Source organism: Variovorax sp. SRS16 (assembly GCF_901827165.1).
In the GTDB taxonomy this organism is placed as follows: domain Bacteria; phylum Pseudomonadota; class Gammaproteobacteria; order Burkholderiales; family Burkholderiaceae_C; genus Variovorax.
This window is the reverse complement of the sequence record NZ_LR594666.1, coordinates 2531130-2546056: the sequence shown is the minus strand read 5'-3', so window position 1 is coordinate 2546056 and position 14927 is coordinate 2531130. Positions and strand designations below refer to the sequence as shown.

Annotated in this window: 13 protein-coding genes and 1 tRNA gene; 4 read left to right on the top strand and 10 right to left on the bottom strand. The window is 68.0% G+C overall.

Annotation, left to right across the window (positions count from 1 at the left end):
- Nucleotides 1-12: 12 nt before the first annotated feature.
- From rseP to rpsB, 8 genes are all read right to left on the bottom strand, one after another.
- Nucleotides 13-1386: an RIP metalloprotease RseP gene (rseP, locus tag E5P2_RS12315; RefSeq protein WP_162570462.1), complete on the bottom strand. Its 1374-nt coding sequence runs from the start codon at nt 1384-1386 to the stop codon at nt 13-15.
- 21 nt (nt 1387-1407) lie between these two features.
- Nucleotides 1408-2589, bottom strand: coding sequence for a 1-deoxy-D-xylulose-5-phosphate reductoisomerase (gene ispC / locus E5P2_RS12310; RefSeq protein ID WP_162567435.1), 1182 nt, complete (start codon nt 2587-2589; stop codon nt 1408-1410).
- A gap of 2 nt (nt 2590-2591) precedes the next feature.
- Complete coding sequence (locus E5P2_RS12305) at nt 2592-3437, bottom strand: phosphatidate cytidylyltransferase (protein WP_162567432.1); 846 nt, start codon at nt 3435-3437, stop codon at nt 2592-2594.
- A 4-nt stretch (nt 3438-3441) separates the two neighbouring features.
- Nucleotides 3442-4176: a polyprenyl diphosphate synthase gene (uppS, locus tag E5P2_RS12300; RefSeq protein WP_162567430.1), complete on the bottom strand. Its 735-nt coding sequence runs from the start codon at nt 4174-4176 to the stop codon at nt 3442-3444.
- Nucleotide 4177: 1 nt separating this feature from the next.
- Nucleotides 4178-4738 (bottom strand): ribosome recycling factor, encoded by a 561-nt coding sequence (gene frr, locus E5P2_RS12295; RefSeq protein WP_162567428.1) that lies wholly within the window; start codon nt 4736-4738, stop codon nt 4178-4180.
- A 13-nt stretch (nt 4739-4751) separates the two neighbouring features.
- Nucleotides 4752-5474 carry a UMP kinase gene (gene pyrH / locus E5P2_RS12290; RefSeq protein ID WP_162567426.1) on the bottom strand — a complete coding sequence of 241 codons (723 nt, stop codon included), beginning with the start codon at nt 5472-5474 and terminating at the stop codon, nt 4752-4754.
- A 93-nt stretch (nt 5475-5567) separates the two neighbouring features.
- The gene (gene tsf, locus E5P2_RS12285) at nt 5568-6491 is read right to left on the bottom strand and encodes a translation elongation factor Ts (protein WP_162567424.1); all 924 of its coding nucleotides are present in this window, start codon (nt 6489-6491) and stop codon (nt 5568-5570) included.
- Between the two features lie 108 nt (nt 6492-6599).
- Nucleotides 6600-7355 carry a 30S ribosomal protein S2 gene (gene rpsB / locus E5P2_RS12280; protein WP_162567422.1) on the bottom strand — a complete coding sequence of 252 codons (756 nt, stop codon included), beginning with the start codon at nt 7353-7355 and terminating at the stop codon, nt 6600-6602.
- A gap of 180 nt (nt 7356-7535) precedes the next feature.
- Between rpsB and E5P2_RS12275 the strand changes: the two genes are divergently transcribed.
- From E5P2_RS12275 to E5P2_RS12265, 3 genes are read left to right on the top strand one after another with little or no spacing between them, the layout of a single operon-like run.
- Complete coding sequence (locus E5P2_RS12275) at nt 7536-8873, top strand: amidase (RefSeq protein WP_162567420.1); 1338 nt, start codon at nt 7536-7538, stop codon at nt 8871-8873.
- 51 nt (nt 8874-8924) lie between these two features.
- Nucleotides 8925-10181 carry a D-amino acid dehydrogenase gene (locus tag E5P2_RS12270; protein ID WP_162567418.1) on the top strand — a complete coding sequence of 419 codons (1257 nt, stop codon included), beginning with the start codon at nt 8925-8927 and terminating at the stop codon, nt 10179-10181.
- Between the two features lie 22 nt (nt 10182-10203).
- Complete coding sequence (locus E5P2_RS12265; protein WP_162567416.1) at nt 10204-11664, top strand: NAD(P)H-hydrate dehydratase; 1461 nt, start codon at nt 10204-10206, stop codon at nt 11662-11664.
- A 7-nt stretch (nt 11665-11671) separates the two neighbouring features.
- On the opposite strand, the gene E5P2_RS12260 is transcribed toward E5P2_RS12265, so the two are convergent.
- Nucleotides 11672-12436 carry an SDR family oxidoreductase gene (locus tag E5P2_RS12260; protein ID WP_162567414.1) on the bottom strand — a complete coding sequence of 255 codons (765 nt, stop codon included), beginning with the start codon at nt 12434-12436 and terminating at the stop codon, nt 11672-11674.
- 11 nt (nt 12437-12447) lie between these two features.
- Nucleotides 12448-14712, bottom strand: coding sequence for a ribonuclease R (gene rnr, locus E5P2_RS12255; protein ID WP_174262663.1), 2265 nt, complete (start codon nt 14710-14712; stop codon nt 12448-12450).
- A gap of 90 nt (nt 14713-14802) precedes the next feature.
- Between rnr and E5P2_RS12250 the strand changes: the two genes are divergently transcribed.
- Nucleotides 14803-14887: transfer RNA gene (locus E5P2_RS12250), tRNA-Leu, on the top strand.
- The last annotated feature ends 40 nt before the right edge of the window (nt 14888-14927 follow it).

The following is a 14927-nucleotide window of genomic DNA, read 5'->3' as shown; positions in this document are numbered from 1 at the left end:
GCCGGCGGAAAGTTAACCAAAGAGCCGCGTCACGTCGTTGAAGAGTGCAATCGACATCATGACAAGCAGCAGCGCCACCCCGCCGCGCTGAAGCCGTTCCATCCATGCGTCGGAGACGCTTTTGCCGGTCAGGCCCTCCCAAAGATAATACATCAGGTGACCTCCATCGAGGACCGGCAGCGGCATGAGATTCAGCACCCCGAGGCTCACGCTGATGAGTGCCAGGAACAACAGGTATTGCGTGAAGCCCATGCTCGCGGACTTGCCGGCGTAGTCGGCGATGGTCAGTGGCCCGCTCAGGTTCCTGAGCGAGGCTTCGCCGACGACCATCCTGCCCATCATCCGCACGGTGAGGGCCGAGACCTCCCAGGTGCGGACCGTGCCGCGCCAGACGCCGTCGATCGGGCCCTGCCGCACGGTGACGGTCTCGGGCAATGCGCCGACATAGGCACCGATGCGGCCGACCTTGGCCGTTCCTTCCACGCGCACATCGGGCGCGACCTCGATGGGGATGATGCGGCCCGCGCGCTCGACCTGCCACGTCTGCCTGTGCGCTTGGCCGCCTTCGACGGAACTGCGGATCACCTCGCGCAGCTGCTGTCCATCGACGATGTCCGTGGCGCCGACCGACTGCACGAGGTCGCCGCTGCGAAGGCCCGCGCGCGCCGCCGCGCCGCCGGGCATCACTTCGCCGATCTCGGGACGGCTCAGCGGCGCGATGATGCCGATCTTGCGGAACATCTGCGCATCGGCATCCTTGGCTTCGATGCGGCTCAAGGGCAACACCAGCTGGCGCGCCGGCCGGCCGCCGTCGCCGGCGATCTCGAGCGTCAGGTCGCGGCCGTCGAGCGCGCCGCGCGTCATGCGCCAGCGCAGGTCCTCGAAGGACTGCACCGGTTCCAGGTCGCCGTCGAAACCGGCGCGTGTGATGCGCTCGCCGCCATGCAGACCCGCCTGCTCGGCCAGCGAGGCCGCGACCGGCCGCGCGAGCGCGGCAACGGGTTCCTGCACACCGATCCAGTTGACCAGTGTGTAAAGCAGCACTGCGAGCAGCAGGTTGGCGATCGGGCCAGCGGCCACGATCGCGGCGCGCGAGCGCAAGGGCTGCGTGTTGAAGGCGAGATGGCGCTCCTCGGGCGCGACCGGGCCTTCGCGCTCGTCGAGCATCTTCACGTAGCCGCCGAACGGAAAGGCGCCGATCACGAACTCGGTGCTTTGCCCCGCATGCTGGCGCCGGGGTTGCCAGCGATACAGGGTCTTGCCGAAGCCGATCGAAAAGCGCAGCACCTTGACGCCGCAGGCCACGGCCACGCGGTAGTGGCCGTACTCGTGCACGGCGATCAGCACGCCGAGTGCCACGATGAAGGCGATGACTGTGAGCATCAGGATCTCCGGAAGTTGGAGGCGTCAGGCCGCATAGCGCAGCGCTGCTGCATGGGCCGCGGCCCGCGCGCTGGCGTCCAGCGCCAGCAGGTCCGCGAGCGATGCGGGCTTGGAGGGCAGGACCGCCTCCAAAGTTTCCGTGTTGACGGCATGGATGCGATCGAAGCGCAGCCGCCGATGGAGGAATGCATCGACCGCGACCTCGTTGGCGGCGTTCAGCACCGCGGTCGTTCCGGGTGCGGCGCGCAGCGCATGCCAGGCAAGCTGCAGACCGGGGAAAACCGCCGCATCGGGCGTGGCGAAGGTGAGCGCCGCCAGTTGCCGGAAATCGAGCGGCGCCGCGCCGCTCTCGATGCGCTCGGGCCAGGCCAGGCCGACGGCGATCGGCACGCGCATGTCGGGCGTGCCGAGCTGCGCGATCACCGACGCATCGGTGAACTGAACCATCGAATGCACGACGCTCTGCGGATGGATCACCACCTCGATCTGCTCGGGCGCGACGCCGAACAGATGGCGCGCCTCGATCACCTCGAGCGCCTTGTTCATCATGGTGGCGGAGTCCACCGAGATCTTGCGGCCCATCACCCAGTTGGGATGCGCACAGGCTTGCTCCGGGGTCACGGTGCCGAGCGTATCCGGCGAGCGCGTGAGGAAGGGGCCGCCGGACGCGGTGAGGATGATCTTGTCGACGCGCCGTGCCCAGGTGGATGGATCCTCGGGCAGCGACTGGAAGATCGCCGAATGCTCGCTGTCGATGGGCAGCAGCGTCGCCGCGCCCTCTCGCACCGTGGCCATGAAGAGCTCGCCGCCGACCACCAGCGCTTCCTTGTTGGCCAGCAGCAGGCGCTTGCCGGCACGGGCGGCCGCGAGACACGGCGCGAGCCCGGCGGCGCCGACGATGGCTGCCATCACGGCATCGGTCTCATCGTGCGATGCGATCGTCTCGATGGCGTCCTCGCCGCCGAGCACGCGCGTCGGCAGGCCGTTCTGCGCCAGCTTCTCGGCCAGCAGGCGGGCGTGCTGCGGACTGGCCATCGCCGCGTACTTCGGCGAGAAGCGCGCGCACTGGGCCAGCAGCTCGTCGACCTTCGTCGCCGCCGACAGCGCGAAGACCTCGAAGCGCTCCGGATGCCGTGCGATCACGTCGAGCGTGCTGACGCCGACCGAACCCGTCGAGCCGAGGACCGTGATGCGTTGTCTTTGCATGTTCACAGGAAAGCCAACATCATCGCAATGGGCAGCGCCGGCAGCAGCGCGTCGACGCGGTCGAGCACGCCGCCATGCCCCGGCAGCAGGTTGCTGCTGTCCTTCGCGCCGGCACTTCGCTTGATCAGCGACTCGACCAGATCGCCCACCACGCTCATCGCTGCCAGGAACACCACGCCGATCAAGAGCAGCCACCAGCCGCGCTGCGCCAGCCGCGTGTAGAGACTGGCGACCGAGGCCTGCGCGGCCGCATCGGCCCAGACCCACGCCAGGGCCAGCACGATCACGCCGGCCATGCCGCCCCAGACCCCTTCCCAGCTCTTGCCGGGACTGATCGCGGGGGCCAACTTGTTGCGCGTGAACCGCAGACCGAAGGCGCGGCCCGCGAAATAGGCGAACACGTCGGCCACCCACACGAGCACCAGGACCGACAACAGGAAATTGATGCCGACCCTGCGCGCCTGCACCGCCGCCAGCCAGGCAACCCACAGCGCCAGCAGTCCGCCGACCAGGCGCAAGGCCCTGGGCACTCGCGGCCAGCCCGGCACCGCGCCACGCAGCAGCCACGCGCCGCCCAGCACCCAGGCGGCACTGGTAACGATCCAGACCGGCAGCAGCGATACGTCGAGCATGCCCAGCCACCACGACAAGGCGCAGAGCGCGATCATCTCCACCCCCAGCAACACGGACAGGTTCGAACCGTAGCCGTTGAGCCGGCCCCATTCCCAGCCGCCGGCGGCGACCAGGACCAGCATCACGCAGGCAAAGGGGACGTAGGACGGATAGAAAAGCGCCGGCAGCAGGATCGCCAGCAGAACGACCGCAGTGATGATGCGTTGTTTGAGCATGCGCTCAGGCGGTCTGCTGATCGCGCTGCGCGTTGCCCGCGATCTGCGCGGACGTCTTGCCGTACCGGCGCTCGCGGCGCTGGAACGCTGCGATCGCCTCGTCGAGCGCGGCTTCATCGAACTCGGGCCACAGCCGATCGCTGAAGAACAGCTCGGCGTAGGCGCTCTGCCAGAGGAGGAAGTTGGACAGCCGCTGCTCGCCGCCGGTGCGGATGAAGAGATCGGGATCCGGAACATGTGCGAGCGCCATCGCCGCATCGAGGTTGGCCTCGGTGAGCGCTTCGCCACGCGCAACGAGTTGCGCCGCTGCGCGCGCGATGTCCCAGCGGCCACCATAGTTGAAGCAAACGTTGAGCACGAGGCGGGTATTGTGCGCTGTCGCCGCCTCCGCCTGGACCAGGCCGGCTGCGATCCTCTCGGACAGGCCGCCGCGCTCGCCGATGAAATGCAGGCGCACGCCGTCCTTGATCAGCTTCGGAACTTCACGGCCGAGCGCGACGACCATCAGGTCCATCAGGCCCGAGACCTCTTCGATCGGCCGATTCCAGTTCTCGGACGAGAAGGCGAACACCGTGAGGACCCGGACGCCGCGGTCCGTGCAGGCCTTGACGCAGCGGCGCAGCGACTCGACCCCCTGCTTGTGCCCCGCGATGCGCGGCAGAAAGCGGCGCGTGGCCCAACGCCCGTTGCCATCCATGACGATGGCAATGTGATGAGGGATGGCGGCAGCGGTCGTCATGTCAGACGGCCATGATCTCCGCCTCTTTGGCCGCTATCAGCCGATCGATCTCGCCGATGTGGCGGTCGGTCACTTTCTGGATCTCGGCCTCGGCGCGCTTCTGGTCGTCTTCCGATGCCAGCTTGTCCTTGACCAGTTTCTTGATCGCGTCGTTGGCATCGCGGCGCAGGTTGCGGGTCGCGATCTTCGCGGACTCGCCTTCGTTGCGCACCAGCTTGGTCATCTCGCGGCGGCGCTCCTCGCTCATCGGCGGCAGCGGCACGCGGATCAGGTCACCCATCGACGCCGGATTCAGACCGAGGTCGCTCTCGCGGATCGCCTTTTCGATCTTCGCGCCCATGCCCTTTTCCCACGGCTGGACGCTGATGGTGCGCGAGTCGAGCAGCGATACGTTCGCCACCTGCGACAGCGGCACTGAGGAGCCGTAGTAGTCGACGTGGATCGAATCCAGCAATGCCGGATTGGCGCGGCCGGTGCGGATCTTGGTGAGGTTGTTCTGGAAGGCGGCGAGCGACTGGTTCATCTTGGCGTCGGTCGCGCTGCGGATCTCTGCAATGGTCATTTCTTCTTTCTCCTCAGGCGTGGACCAGGGTACCTTCGTCCTCGCCCATGACGACGCGCCGGAGCGCGCCATTCTTGAAGATCGAGAACACCTTGATCGGCAGGTTCTGATCGCGGCACAGCGCGAAGGCCGTGGCGTCCATGATGCCGAGATTCTGTGCGATGGCTTGGTCGAAGGTGAGCGACGCGTAGCGCGTGGCGCTCGGGTCCTTCTTGGGGTCGGCGCTGTAGACGCCATCGACCTTGGTGGCCTTGAGGACCAGCTCGGCGCCGATCTCCGCGCCGCGCAGCGCCGCCGCCGTGTCCGTCGTGAAGAAGGGATTGCCGGTGCCGGCGGCGAAGATCACCACCTTGCCCTCCTCGAGGTACTGCAGCGCCTTCGGACGCACATAGGGCTCCACGACCTGCTCGATCGCGATCGCCGACATGACGCGGGCGATCAGGCCCTGCTTGTTCATCGCGTCGGCCAGTGCCAGCGCGTTCATGACGGTGGCCAGCATGCCCATGTAGTCGGCGGTGGCGCGGTCCATGCCGACCGAGCCGCCGGCAACGCCGCGGAAGATGTTGCCGCCGCCGATCACGACGGCCACCTCGACGCCCATGTTCACGACCTCGGCCACCTCGCCCACCATGCGGACGATGGTGGCGCGGTTGATGCCGAAGGCATCGTCACCCATCAATGCCTCGCCCGACAGCTTCAACAAGATTCGCTTGTGGGCCGGGCGGTCGTCGGACATGGATGGTTTCCTTTGAGGTTGGCGGGGCGAGTGTAAAACGTGGCTGCGGGAAGGCGGCCGGCGGCGACGGACGCCGCCGGCCTCGGGCGTGACTTAGGACGCAGCCTTGGCGGCCGCGACCTGCGCCGCCACTTCGGCCGCGAAGTCGTCGACCTTCTTTTCGATGCCTTCGCCGACCACATAGAGCGTGAAGCCCTTGATGGTGGTGTTGGCGGCCTTGAGCATCTGCTCGACGGTCTGCTTGTCGTTCTTCACGAAAGCCTGGTTGTGCAGCGAGACCTCCTTGAGGTACTTCTGCACGCCGCCCTCGATGCGCTTGGCCACGATCTCGGCCGGCTGCGGCTGCTTGCCGGCGGCTTCGGCGACCTTGCGGTCTTCCTCGGCCTTGCCGGCAGCGACCGCACGTTCCTTCTCGATCAGGTCGGCCGGCACGTCGGCGCTGGAGATCGCGACCGGCTTCATGGCGGCAATGTGCATCGCAACGTCCTTGGCCGAGGTGTCGTCGCCTTCGAACTCCACCATCACGCCGATGCGCGTGCCGTGCAGGTACGAGGCCAGCTTGCCATTGCCGGCGAAGCGCTTGAAGCGGCGGAAGCTCATGTTCTCGCCGATCTTGCCGATCAGGCCCTTGCGCACGTCCTCGAGCGTGGGGCCGAAGCCGTCCTGCGCGTAGGGCAGCGCACCGAGCGCAGCCAGGTCGGCCGGATTGTTCTTGGCGATCAGCATCGCGGCGGCATTGGCCATCGCGAGGAAGCTGTCGTTCTTGGTGACGAAGTCGGTTTCGCAGTTGATCTCGACCATCGCGCCGGCATCGCCGTCGACGAAGGCAGTGACCACGCCTTCGGCCGTGATGCGGCCCGAGGCCTTGCCGGCCTTGTTGCCCAGCTTGATGCGCAGCAGCTCTTCGGCCTTGTCCATGTTGCCGTCGGCTTCGGTCAGGGCCTTCTTGCATTCCATCATCGGTGCGTCGGTCTTTGCGCGCAGTTCGCCGACCATGCTTGCGGTGATTGTTGCCATGTGTGTTCTCCGTTCGGTTTTTCGTTGCGGCACCCTCGGGGTACCGCGAAATTCAGATTAAAAAAAAGGGGCAACGAAGCCCCTTCTTCAGGCTGGCCAGGGCACAGATCAGGCGGAAGCGCCCTCTTCCACTTCGACGAACTCGTCGCCACTGCCTTCGGCCACGGCCTTGACCACGTCGCTGGTGGCGCTGGAGCGGCCTTCGATGATCGCGTCGGCGATGCCGCGGGCATACAGCGTGACGGCCTTGGAGGAGTCGTCGTTGCCCGGGATCACGTAGTCGATGCCTTCGGGCGAGTGGTTGGAGTCGACCACGCCGATCAGCGGAATGCCGAGCTTCTTGGCTTCGGCCACGGCGATCTTGTGGAAGCCCACGTCGATCACGAAGATGGCGTCGGGCAGCGCGGTCATGTCCTGGATGCCGCCGATGTCCTTCTCGAGCTTCTCGATCTCGCGAGTGAAGGTGAGCTGCTCTTTCTTGCTCAGGGCGTCGAGGCCGGCTTCCTGCTGGGCCTTCATGTCCTTCAGGCGCTTGATCGAGGTCTTGACGGTCTTGAAGTTGGTCAGCATGCCGCCGAGCCAGCGGGTGTCGACGAAGGGCACGCCGGCGCGGCGCGCTTCGGCTGCCACGATCTCGCGGGCCTGGCGCTTGGTGCCGACCATCAGGATGGTGCCGCGGTTGGCGGTGAGCTGCTTGGCGTACTTCATCGCGTCCTGGAACATCGGCAGCGATTTTTCCAGGTTGATGATGTGAATCTTGTTGCGATGGCCGAAGATGAACGGGGCCATCTTGGGGTTCCAGAAGCGGGTTTGGTGACCGAAATGGACACCGGCTTCCAGCATTTCGCGCATGGTGGTCGACATAGAAGTAACTCCAAAGGTTGGGTCTAAAATCCAGCCCGTTTTGTGCTCTTGCGAAGAAGGCGCACAACACCTTGAAAGGGCTGGTTTGCGGATGTGTTTCGCACTAGGTAAATACCCTGAGCGAAACCCAACGAGTATAGCACGCGCCCGCTCTTCTTCCCCCCGTACAGACACCCGACCATGCTCCCTGACCTGCACGCCACCCGCCTTGCCCTGCTGGCGGGTTCCACCCATGCGGGCGCCGAGATGGAGCGGGCGATCGAGGCGGCCGAATCGCCGGCCTGCCGGCACGTCTTCGTGCGCACGATGTTCGACGAGGCACGCGCGGCGGCAGCGGCCGCCGCACCGCAGCAGCGCCTCGCCGGCCTCGCGTTCTCGGTCAAGGACCTCTTCGACATCGCCGGTCAGCCGACGCCGGCCGGCTCCGTCGTGCTGTCCCATGTGCCGGCCGCCAAGGCGGATGCCCCGGCCGTCGCACGACTGCGGGCAGCGGGCGGTGTTCCGATCGGCCGCTCCAACATGAGCGAGTTCGCCTTCTCGGGCGTGGGCGTCAACCCGCACCACGGGACGCCGGCCAACGCGGCCGATGCCGCCATCGCGCGCATCCCGGGCGGCTCGTCGTCCGGCGCGGCGGTCTCGGTGGCGGCCGGTGCCGCCTTCATCGGGCTGGGCTCCGACACCGGCGGCTCGATCCGCATCCCCGCGGCGCTGAACGGCATCGTCGGTTTCAAGAGCACCGCGCGGCTGGTGCCGACCGACGGCGCCCTGCCGCTGTCGACCACGCTCGATACCGCCTGCGCCATGACGCGTTCCGTGCGCGACGCGATCACGGCGCACGAGATCCTCGCGGCACGCCGCGTGACGGCCGGCGCGGCACCGCTGGCCGCCTATCGGCTGGCGGTGGTCAAGGAGTTGTTCCAGGACGGGCTCGATGCCACCGTGACACGCGCCTTCGAACGCACCTTGCGCACCTTGCGCGACGCCGGTGCGCGGATCGAGGAAATCGCCCTGCCCGAACTGGCCGACCTGGCGTCGATCAATGCCACCGGCGGCTTTTCCGCCGCCGAATCCTATGCCTGGCACCGGCTGCTGCTGGAGCGCAGCGGCGCCGGCTACGACCCGCGCGTGGCGCAGCGCATCCTCAAGGGTGCCACCATGAAGGCGCACGAGTACATCGACCTCGTCCATGCACGCCGCGGCTGGATCGCCCGCATGGAGCGCGCCATGGCGCCGTTCGATGCGATGCTGTCGCCGACCGTGCCGATCACCGCGCCGCCCATCGCCGCCGTCGCGCCCGGTGTGCCGCGCGATGACGAGTTCTTTCGCGTCAACGCGCTGCTGCTGCGCAACCCGTCGGTCGTCAACATGCTCGACGGCTGCGCCATCTCCCTGCCCTGCCAGGCACCGGACGAACTGCCCGTGGGGCTCATGCTCTGGCATGCGGCCCTGCGCGACGATGCGGTGCTGGCGATCGCGCTGCAGGTCGAAAGCGCGCTCGCGCCACAACAACAACAATAATCGGGACAAGGTCGGCGTGGCGCCGATGCATCTCTCACCGCAAAGAACCGAATGAAAATCGCGATCGTGGGCGCCGGCATCATCGGCGTCACCACCGCCTGGGAGCTGGCCTGCGACGGCCACGAGGTCGTCGTCTTCGAGCGTCGCGGTGCTGCGGCCGAGGAATCCAGCTTCGCCAACGCCGGCGTGGTTGCGCCGGGTTACGTGACGCCGTGGGCGGCGCCGGGCATGCGCGTCAAGGTGCTGCGATCGCTCTTGTCCACCCATGGCGCGATCAAGCTGCGCTGGCCGCTGTCGGCGCGCGATATCGGCTGGATGTCGCGCTGGCAACGGGCCTGCAAGCTCGAAACCTACCTGGCCAACCGCGCGCGCATGCAGCGCCTGGCCTTCTACAGCCGCACGCGCCTGCACGAGATCACCGAGGCACAGGAGCTCAGCTACGAGCGCAGCGATGGCTATCTCGTGCTGCTGCGTTCGAAGCGCGAGAGGAAGCTGATGCAGGCCGGGCTCGAGGTGCTGCGCACGGCGGGCAGCAATTTCCGCGAGATCGATGCCGACGAGGCGCGCCGGATCGAACCCGCGCTCAGCACCGACACCGCGCTCGCAGGCGCGATCCATCTGCCGGACGACGAGGTCGGCAACTGCCGCCAGTTCGCCTTGCTGCTCAAGTGGGAGGCCGAGGCGCTGGGCGCGCAGTTCCACTTCAACTGCGATCTGGCGCCGCTGAAGCGCTCGGCACCCACCGAAGTCTCGCTCGCGAGCGGCTCCGAAGGCCATCGCTTCGACGCGGTGGTGATGTGCGCCGGCGTCGCGTCGTCGCAGCTGCTGGCGCCGCTGGGCCTGCGCATTCCGCTGGCGCCGGTCTACGGCCATTCGATCAGCGCCAACATCCGCGAGCCGCTCAACGCACCGCACAGCGCGGTGATGGACGAGCGCTACAAGGTCGCGATCTCCCGTCTCGGCATGCGTGTGCGGGTGGCCGGCAGCGCCGAGCTCGGCGGCTCGCTCGACACGATGAACCCGGCCTCGCTGCAAACGCTCTACAAGGTCCTGCACGACTGGTTCCCCGGTGCGGCCACGCTGCAGGCCGGCGTGCAGCAGTGGAAAGGCGCGCGCCCGATGCTGCCCGACGGACCGCCGATCATCGGCGCGAGCGGCGTGCCCGGCGTGTGGCTGAACCTGGGCCACGGCTCGAGCGGCTGGGCGCTGTCGTGCGGCAGCGCGCGCGTGCTGGCCGACCTGGTCGGTGGCCGCGATGCGGGCGTCGATCTCGAAGGACTCGGCATCGAGCGTTTGCTGCAATACTGATGCGGCCGCCGCGCCGACGCTCATGCATTGCATCACCTCCGCCACTGCCGCCGATCTGTTCGACATCGCCGCTTCGCGACGGATCGAGCAGGCTGCTGCGGCGAAGCTGCCGCCGCATGCGCTGATGCAGCGCGCCGGCCTCGCGGTCGCGCGTCTCGCGATGGCGGTCGCGCCGCATGCACGCACGGTCTGGATTGCCTGCGGCCCGGGCAACAACGGCGGGGATGGGTTCGAGGCCGCCGCCCGGCTTCAGCGCCGCGGCTTCATGACGGTGCTCACCCGGATCGGCGACGAAGGCCGCCTGCCGGCCGATGCGCTGGCCTCGCTGCAGCGCGCGCGCGCGGCCGGCGTGACGCTGGCCGATGCGCCGCCGCAGTACTTCGACCTCGCGATCGATGCCTTGCTCGGGATCGGGAATCTGCGCCCGCCCACCGGCGCGATGGCCGACTGGATGCAGCGCATGTATGGCGGCCCGGCGCCGGTCCTCGGCGTGGACACGCCCTCGGGCCTGAACACGGACACCGGCACGCTGTCGCTCGAATTGCCCGCGCACGGCGGACCGCGCGTCTGCCTGAGCCTGCTGACGCTCAAGCCCGGCCTCTTCACCGCGCAGGGGCGCGATGCCGCGGGCGACGTCTGGTTCGATGACCTCGGCGTCGGCACCGGCGCCGAGCCGCCCTCGGCGCGATTGGCCGGCACGCCGGCGACACCGCCGCGATCGCATGCATCGCACAAGGGCAGCTATGGCGACGTGGCCGTGATCGGCGGCGCGCCGGGCATGGCGGGCGCGGTCCTGCTCGCCGCCTCCGCCGCGGCGAGTGCCGGCGCCGGGCGCGTCTTCGTCGCTGCGCTCGACACCGCCATGATGGCGCTCGATCCGCTGCAGCCGGAACTGATGTTCCGTCGTCCCGACACGCTCGACCTCGCGGCCATGACGGTCGTCTGCGGCTGCGGCGGCGGCTCGGCCGTGCGCGAGCTGTTGCCGCAGGTTCTGCAGACCGCCCGCGCGCTGGTGCTGGATGCGGATGCGCTCAATGCGGTCGCGGCCGACGGCGCCTTGCAAGGGCTGCTCGAGGCGCGTGCCCGGCGCCGCACCGCCACGGTGCTCACGCCGCATCCGCTGGAAGCGGCACGCCTGCTGAACACCAGCGCGGCAGACATTCAAGGCGATCGGCTGCATGCCGCGCGCCGACTGGCCGAACGCTTCGGCGCCGTGGTCGTGCTGAAGGGCTCGGGCACCGTGATCGCGAGCGCGGGGGAAACACCGATGATCAATGCCAGCGGCAATGCGCGGCTGGCGACCGCGGGCACCGGCGATGTGCTGGCCGGCATGGTCGGGGCCGCACTGGCCGCCGGCCGCCCCGCGATGGCAGCGGCCTGCGGGGCCGTCTGGCGCCACGGCGACCTGGCCGACCGGTGGCCGGCCGAAGTCCCGCTCACGGCCGGCGCACTGGCGCGCGGCCTGCCGCAGGCGCGCAGCTGAGGCCGGCCTATCCGCGCCCGACGAAGGGCATCTTGGTCGCCATGATCGTGTGGAACAGCACGTTGGCTTCCAGCGGCAGATTGGCCATGTAGAGCACCGACTGGCCGACGATGGCAACGTCGATCATCGGCTCGATCGCGATCTCGCCGCTGGCCTGCGGCACGCCCTTGCTCATGCGTGCGGCGAGCTCGGTCATCGCGTTGCCGACATCGACCTGGCCGACTGCGATGTCGTACTTGCGGCCATCGAGCGAGGCCGTCTTGGTCAAGCCCTTCACTGCATGCTTGGTCGCGGTGTAGGCGATCGAATTGGGCCGCGGCGTGGTCGCCGAGATCGAACCGTTGTTGATGATGCGGCCGCCACGCGGCGTCTGCGCCTTCATCGTGCGGAAGGCCTGCTGGATGCAATAGAACATCCCGCTCAGGTTGATGTCGACCACGCCGCGCCATTGCTCGGGCGTCCATTCCTCGAACGGGCCGGGCGGGTTGCCGACGCCGGCATTGTTGAACAGCAGATCGACGCGGCCGAAGCGCTCGACCGCGGCGGCGAACAGCGCCTGTACCGATGCGGGATCGGCGACGTCGGCAGAGACCGGCAGCGCGCGGTCGGCCGCGCCCGACTCGGCCGCCACCTGCGCCAGCGGCTCGAGCCGGCGACCCGCCAGCACCACGCGCCAGCCATCGGCCAGCAAGGCCAGTGCGGCCGCGCGGCCGATGCCGCTGCCGGCGCCCGTGACGACCGCGATGCGGCTCTGCTTCTCGTTGCTGCTCATTCGCTTCTCCTTCAACGGCGCGGCTTGCGCCCCTTCATCTTGTTGGCGGCCTTCTTCACGGCCGATCGGAATGCCTGCATCGCCGATTGCGGCGCGACGGCGGCGGCAGATCGCTCGCCGCGTTCGCTGCGTTCGGCGACCGGCGCGGCCTTGCTGCGCGCGCTGCGCTTGGCCGAGGCCTTGGCCGGAACGCCGCCGGTCGCAGCGCCCTTGTCCTTCATGGCGCGCGCGCTCAGCTCCTCGCCCTCGCGCACCAGGCGGAAGTCGATCTTGCGGCCGTCGAGGTCGACGCGGCTGACCTGCACGCGCACGCGCGTGCCGATGGCATAGCGGATGCCGGTGCGCTCGCCGCGCAGCTCCTGGCGCTGCTCGTCGAACTTGAAATACTCGCCGCCGAGCTCGGTGATGTGCACCAGTCCTTCGACGTACATCGCATCGAGCGTGACGAAGATGCCGAAGGTGGTCGCGGCAGTGACCGTGCCGCCGTATTCCTCGCCGAGATGCTCGCGCATGTACTTGCACTTGAGCCAGGCTTCCACATCGCGGCTGGCCTCGTCGGCGCGCCGCTCGTTGGCGCTGCAATGCAGGCCTGCGGCCTCCCAGGCCAGCACTTCCTTGGTCGGCGCGATCGTCGCCTTCTGCGGCTTGGTGCTCGGCGCCTTGACGCGGGATGCGAGTCGCTTGGCCAGCTTGGCATGCGCCTCGCCGGGCGTCGGCAGCATCGGCAGTTGGTACCGGGTCTTGCCGAGGATGGCCTTGATCACGCGATGCACCAGCAGGTCGGGATAGCGGCGGATCGGGCTCGTGAAGTGCGTGTAGGCCTCGTAGGCCAGACCGAAGTGGCCGCTGTTGATGGGCGTGTAGATCGCCTGCTGCATCGAGCGCAGCAGCATGGTGTGGATCTGCTGCGCGTCCGGCCGCTCCTTGGTCGCTTCGGCGATGGCCTGGAACTCGCCCGGCTTCGGGTCGTCGGTGATCGACAGGCCGACACCCATCGCCTTGAGGTAGCCGCGAAGGATTTCCTTCTTCTCGGGCGTCGGGCCTTCGTGCACGCGGTAGAGGCCCGGGTGCTTGCCCTCGGCGATGAAATCGGCGCTGCAGACGTTGGCCGCCAGCATCGCTTCCTCGATCAGCCGGTGGGCCTCGTTGCGCGTGCGCGGGACGATCTTCTCGATGCGGCCGGCGTCGTCGCAGATGATCTGCGTCTCGGTGGTCTCGAAGTCGACCGCACCGCGCTTGCTGCGCTGCTTGAGCAATGCGCGATAGACGTCGGCGAGGTTCAGCAGGTCCTTGACGCGGTCCTTGCGCTTCGCGGCTTCTGGGCCGCGCGTGTTGCCGAGGATGGCCGCGACTTCGGTGTAGGTGAAGCGCGCATGGCTCCACATCACGGCCGGGTAGAACTGGTAGGCGTAGATCTCGCCGTCGGCCGCCACCAGCATGTCGCAGACCATGCACAGGCGCTCGACCTCGGGGTTGAGCGAGCACAGGCCGTTGGACAGCTTCTCGGGCAGCATCGGTATCACGCGGCGCGGGAAGTAGACGCTGGTCGCGCGGTCGTAGGCATCGATGTCGATGCCCGATCCGGTCTGCACATAGGCGCTGACGTCGGCGATCGCGACCAGGAGACGCCAGCCCTTGCCGCGGCCGACCTTGGCGGGCTCGCAGTACACCGCGTCGTCGAAGTCGCGCGCGTCCTCGCCGTCGATGGTGACCAGCGGCACGTCGGTCAGGTCGATGCGGCCCTTCTTGTCGGCCGGCCGCACCTTGTCGGGCAGCGCCTTGGCCTCGGCCAGACAGGCTTCGGAAAACTCGTGCGGCACGCCGTACTTGCGCACCGCGATCTCGATCTCCATGCCGGGGTCGTCGATTTCGCCGAGTACTTCGCGCACGCGGCCGACCGGCTGACCGAACAGCGCCGGTGGTTCGGTCAGCTGCACCACGACGACCTGCCCGACCTTCGCCGTGCCGGTCGCACCCTTGGGGATCAGGACGTCCTGTCCGTAGCGCTTGTCCTCGGGTGCGACGAGCCAGATGCCGCCTTCGTGCAGCAGGCGGCCGATGATCGGCTGCTCGGGGCGCTCGATGATCTCGACCACGCGGCCCTCGGGCCGTCCGCGCCGGTCCTGGCGCACGACGCGCGCCTTGACGCGGTCCTTGTGCAGCACCGCACGCATCTCATTGGGGGGCAGATAGATGTCGGCTTCGCCGTCGTCGCGCTGCACGAAACCGTGCCCGTCGCGATGTCCTTGCACCGTGCCTTCCACTTCATCCAGCAAGCCGCTGGGATGGCCGTTATTTTTGATATGATCTCTCTCTTTCCTGAAATTCAAAACGCGCTGCGGGGACTTGTTCCAAGCAGCATGTGGGCCCAGATGGCGGAATTGGTAGACGCACTAGTTTCAGGTACTAGCGAGTAACATCGTGGAGGTTCGAGTCCTCTTCTGGGCACCAAGTTTATATAGACCCTTGTCGGGTTTCTCCATTCAAGCCA

Excerpts from the sequence above, each read along its gene's own strand:
- ispC (WP_162567435.1), bottom strand. The coding sequence starts at position 2,589 with ATGCAAAGACAACGCATCACGGTCCTCGGCTCGACGGGTTCGGTCGGC.
- E5P2_RS12260 (WP_162567414.1), bottom strand. The coding sequence starts at position 12,436 with ATGAGCAGCAACGAGAAGCAGAGCCGCATCGCGGTCGTCACGGGCGCC.
- E5P2_RS12305 (WP_162567432.1), bottom strand. The coding sequence starts at position 3,437 with ATGCTCAAACAACGCATCATCACTGCGGTCGTTCTGCTGGCGATCCTG.
- E5P2_RS12275 (WP_162567420.1), top strand. The coding sequence starts at position 7,536 with ATGCTCCCTGACCTGCACGCCACCCGCCTTGCCCTGCTGGCGGGTTCC.
- E5P2_RS12270 (WP_162567418.1), top strand. The coding sequence starts at position 8,925 with ATGAAAATCGCGATCGTGGGCGCCGGCATCATCGGCGTCACCACCGCC.
- tsf (WP_162567424.1), bottom strand. The coding sequence starts at position 6,491 with ATGGCAACAATCACCGCAAGCATGGTCGGCGAACTGCGCGCAAAGACC.
- rpsB (WP_162567422.1), bottom strand. The coding sequence starts at position 7,355 with ATGTCGACCACCATGCGCGAAATGCTGGAAGCCGGTGTCCATTTCGGT.
- uppS (WP_162567430.1), bottom strand. The coding sequence starts at position 4,176 with ATGACGACCGCTGCCGCCATCCCTCATCACATTGCCATCGTCATGGAT.
- E5P2_RS12265 (WP_162567416.1), top strand. The coding sequence starts at position 10,204 with ATGCATTGCATCACCTCCGCCACTGCCGCCGATCTGTTCGACATCGCC.
- frr (WP_162567428.1), bottom strand. The coding sequence starts at position 4,738 with ATGACCATTGCAGAGATCCGCAGCGCGACCGACGCCAAGATGAACCAG.
- pyrH (WP_162567426.1), bottom strand. The coding sequence starts at position 5,474 with ATGTCCGACGACCGCCCGGCCCACAAGCGAATCTTGTTGAAGCTGTCG.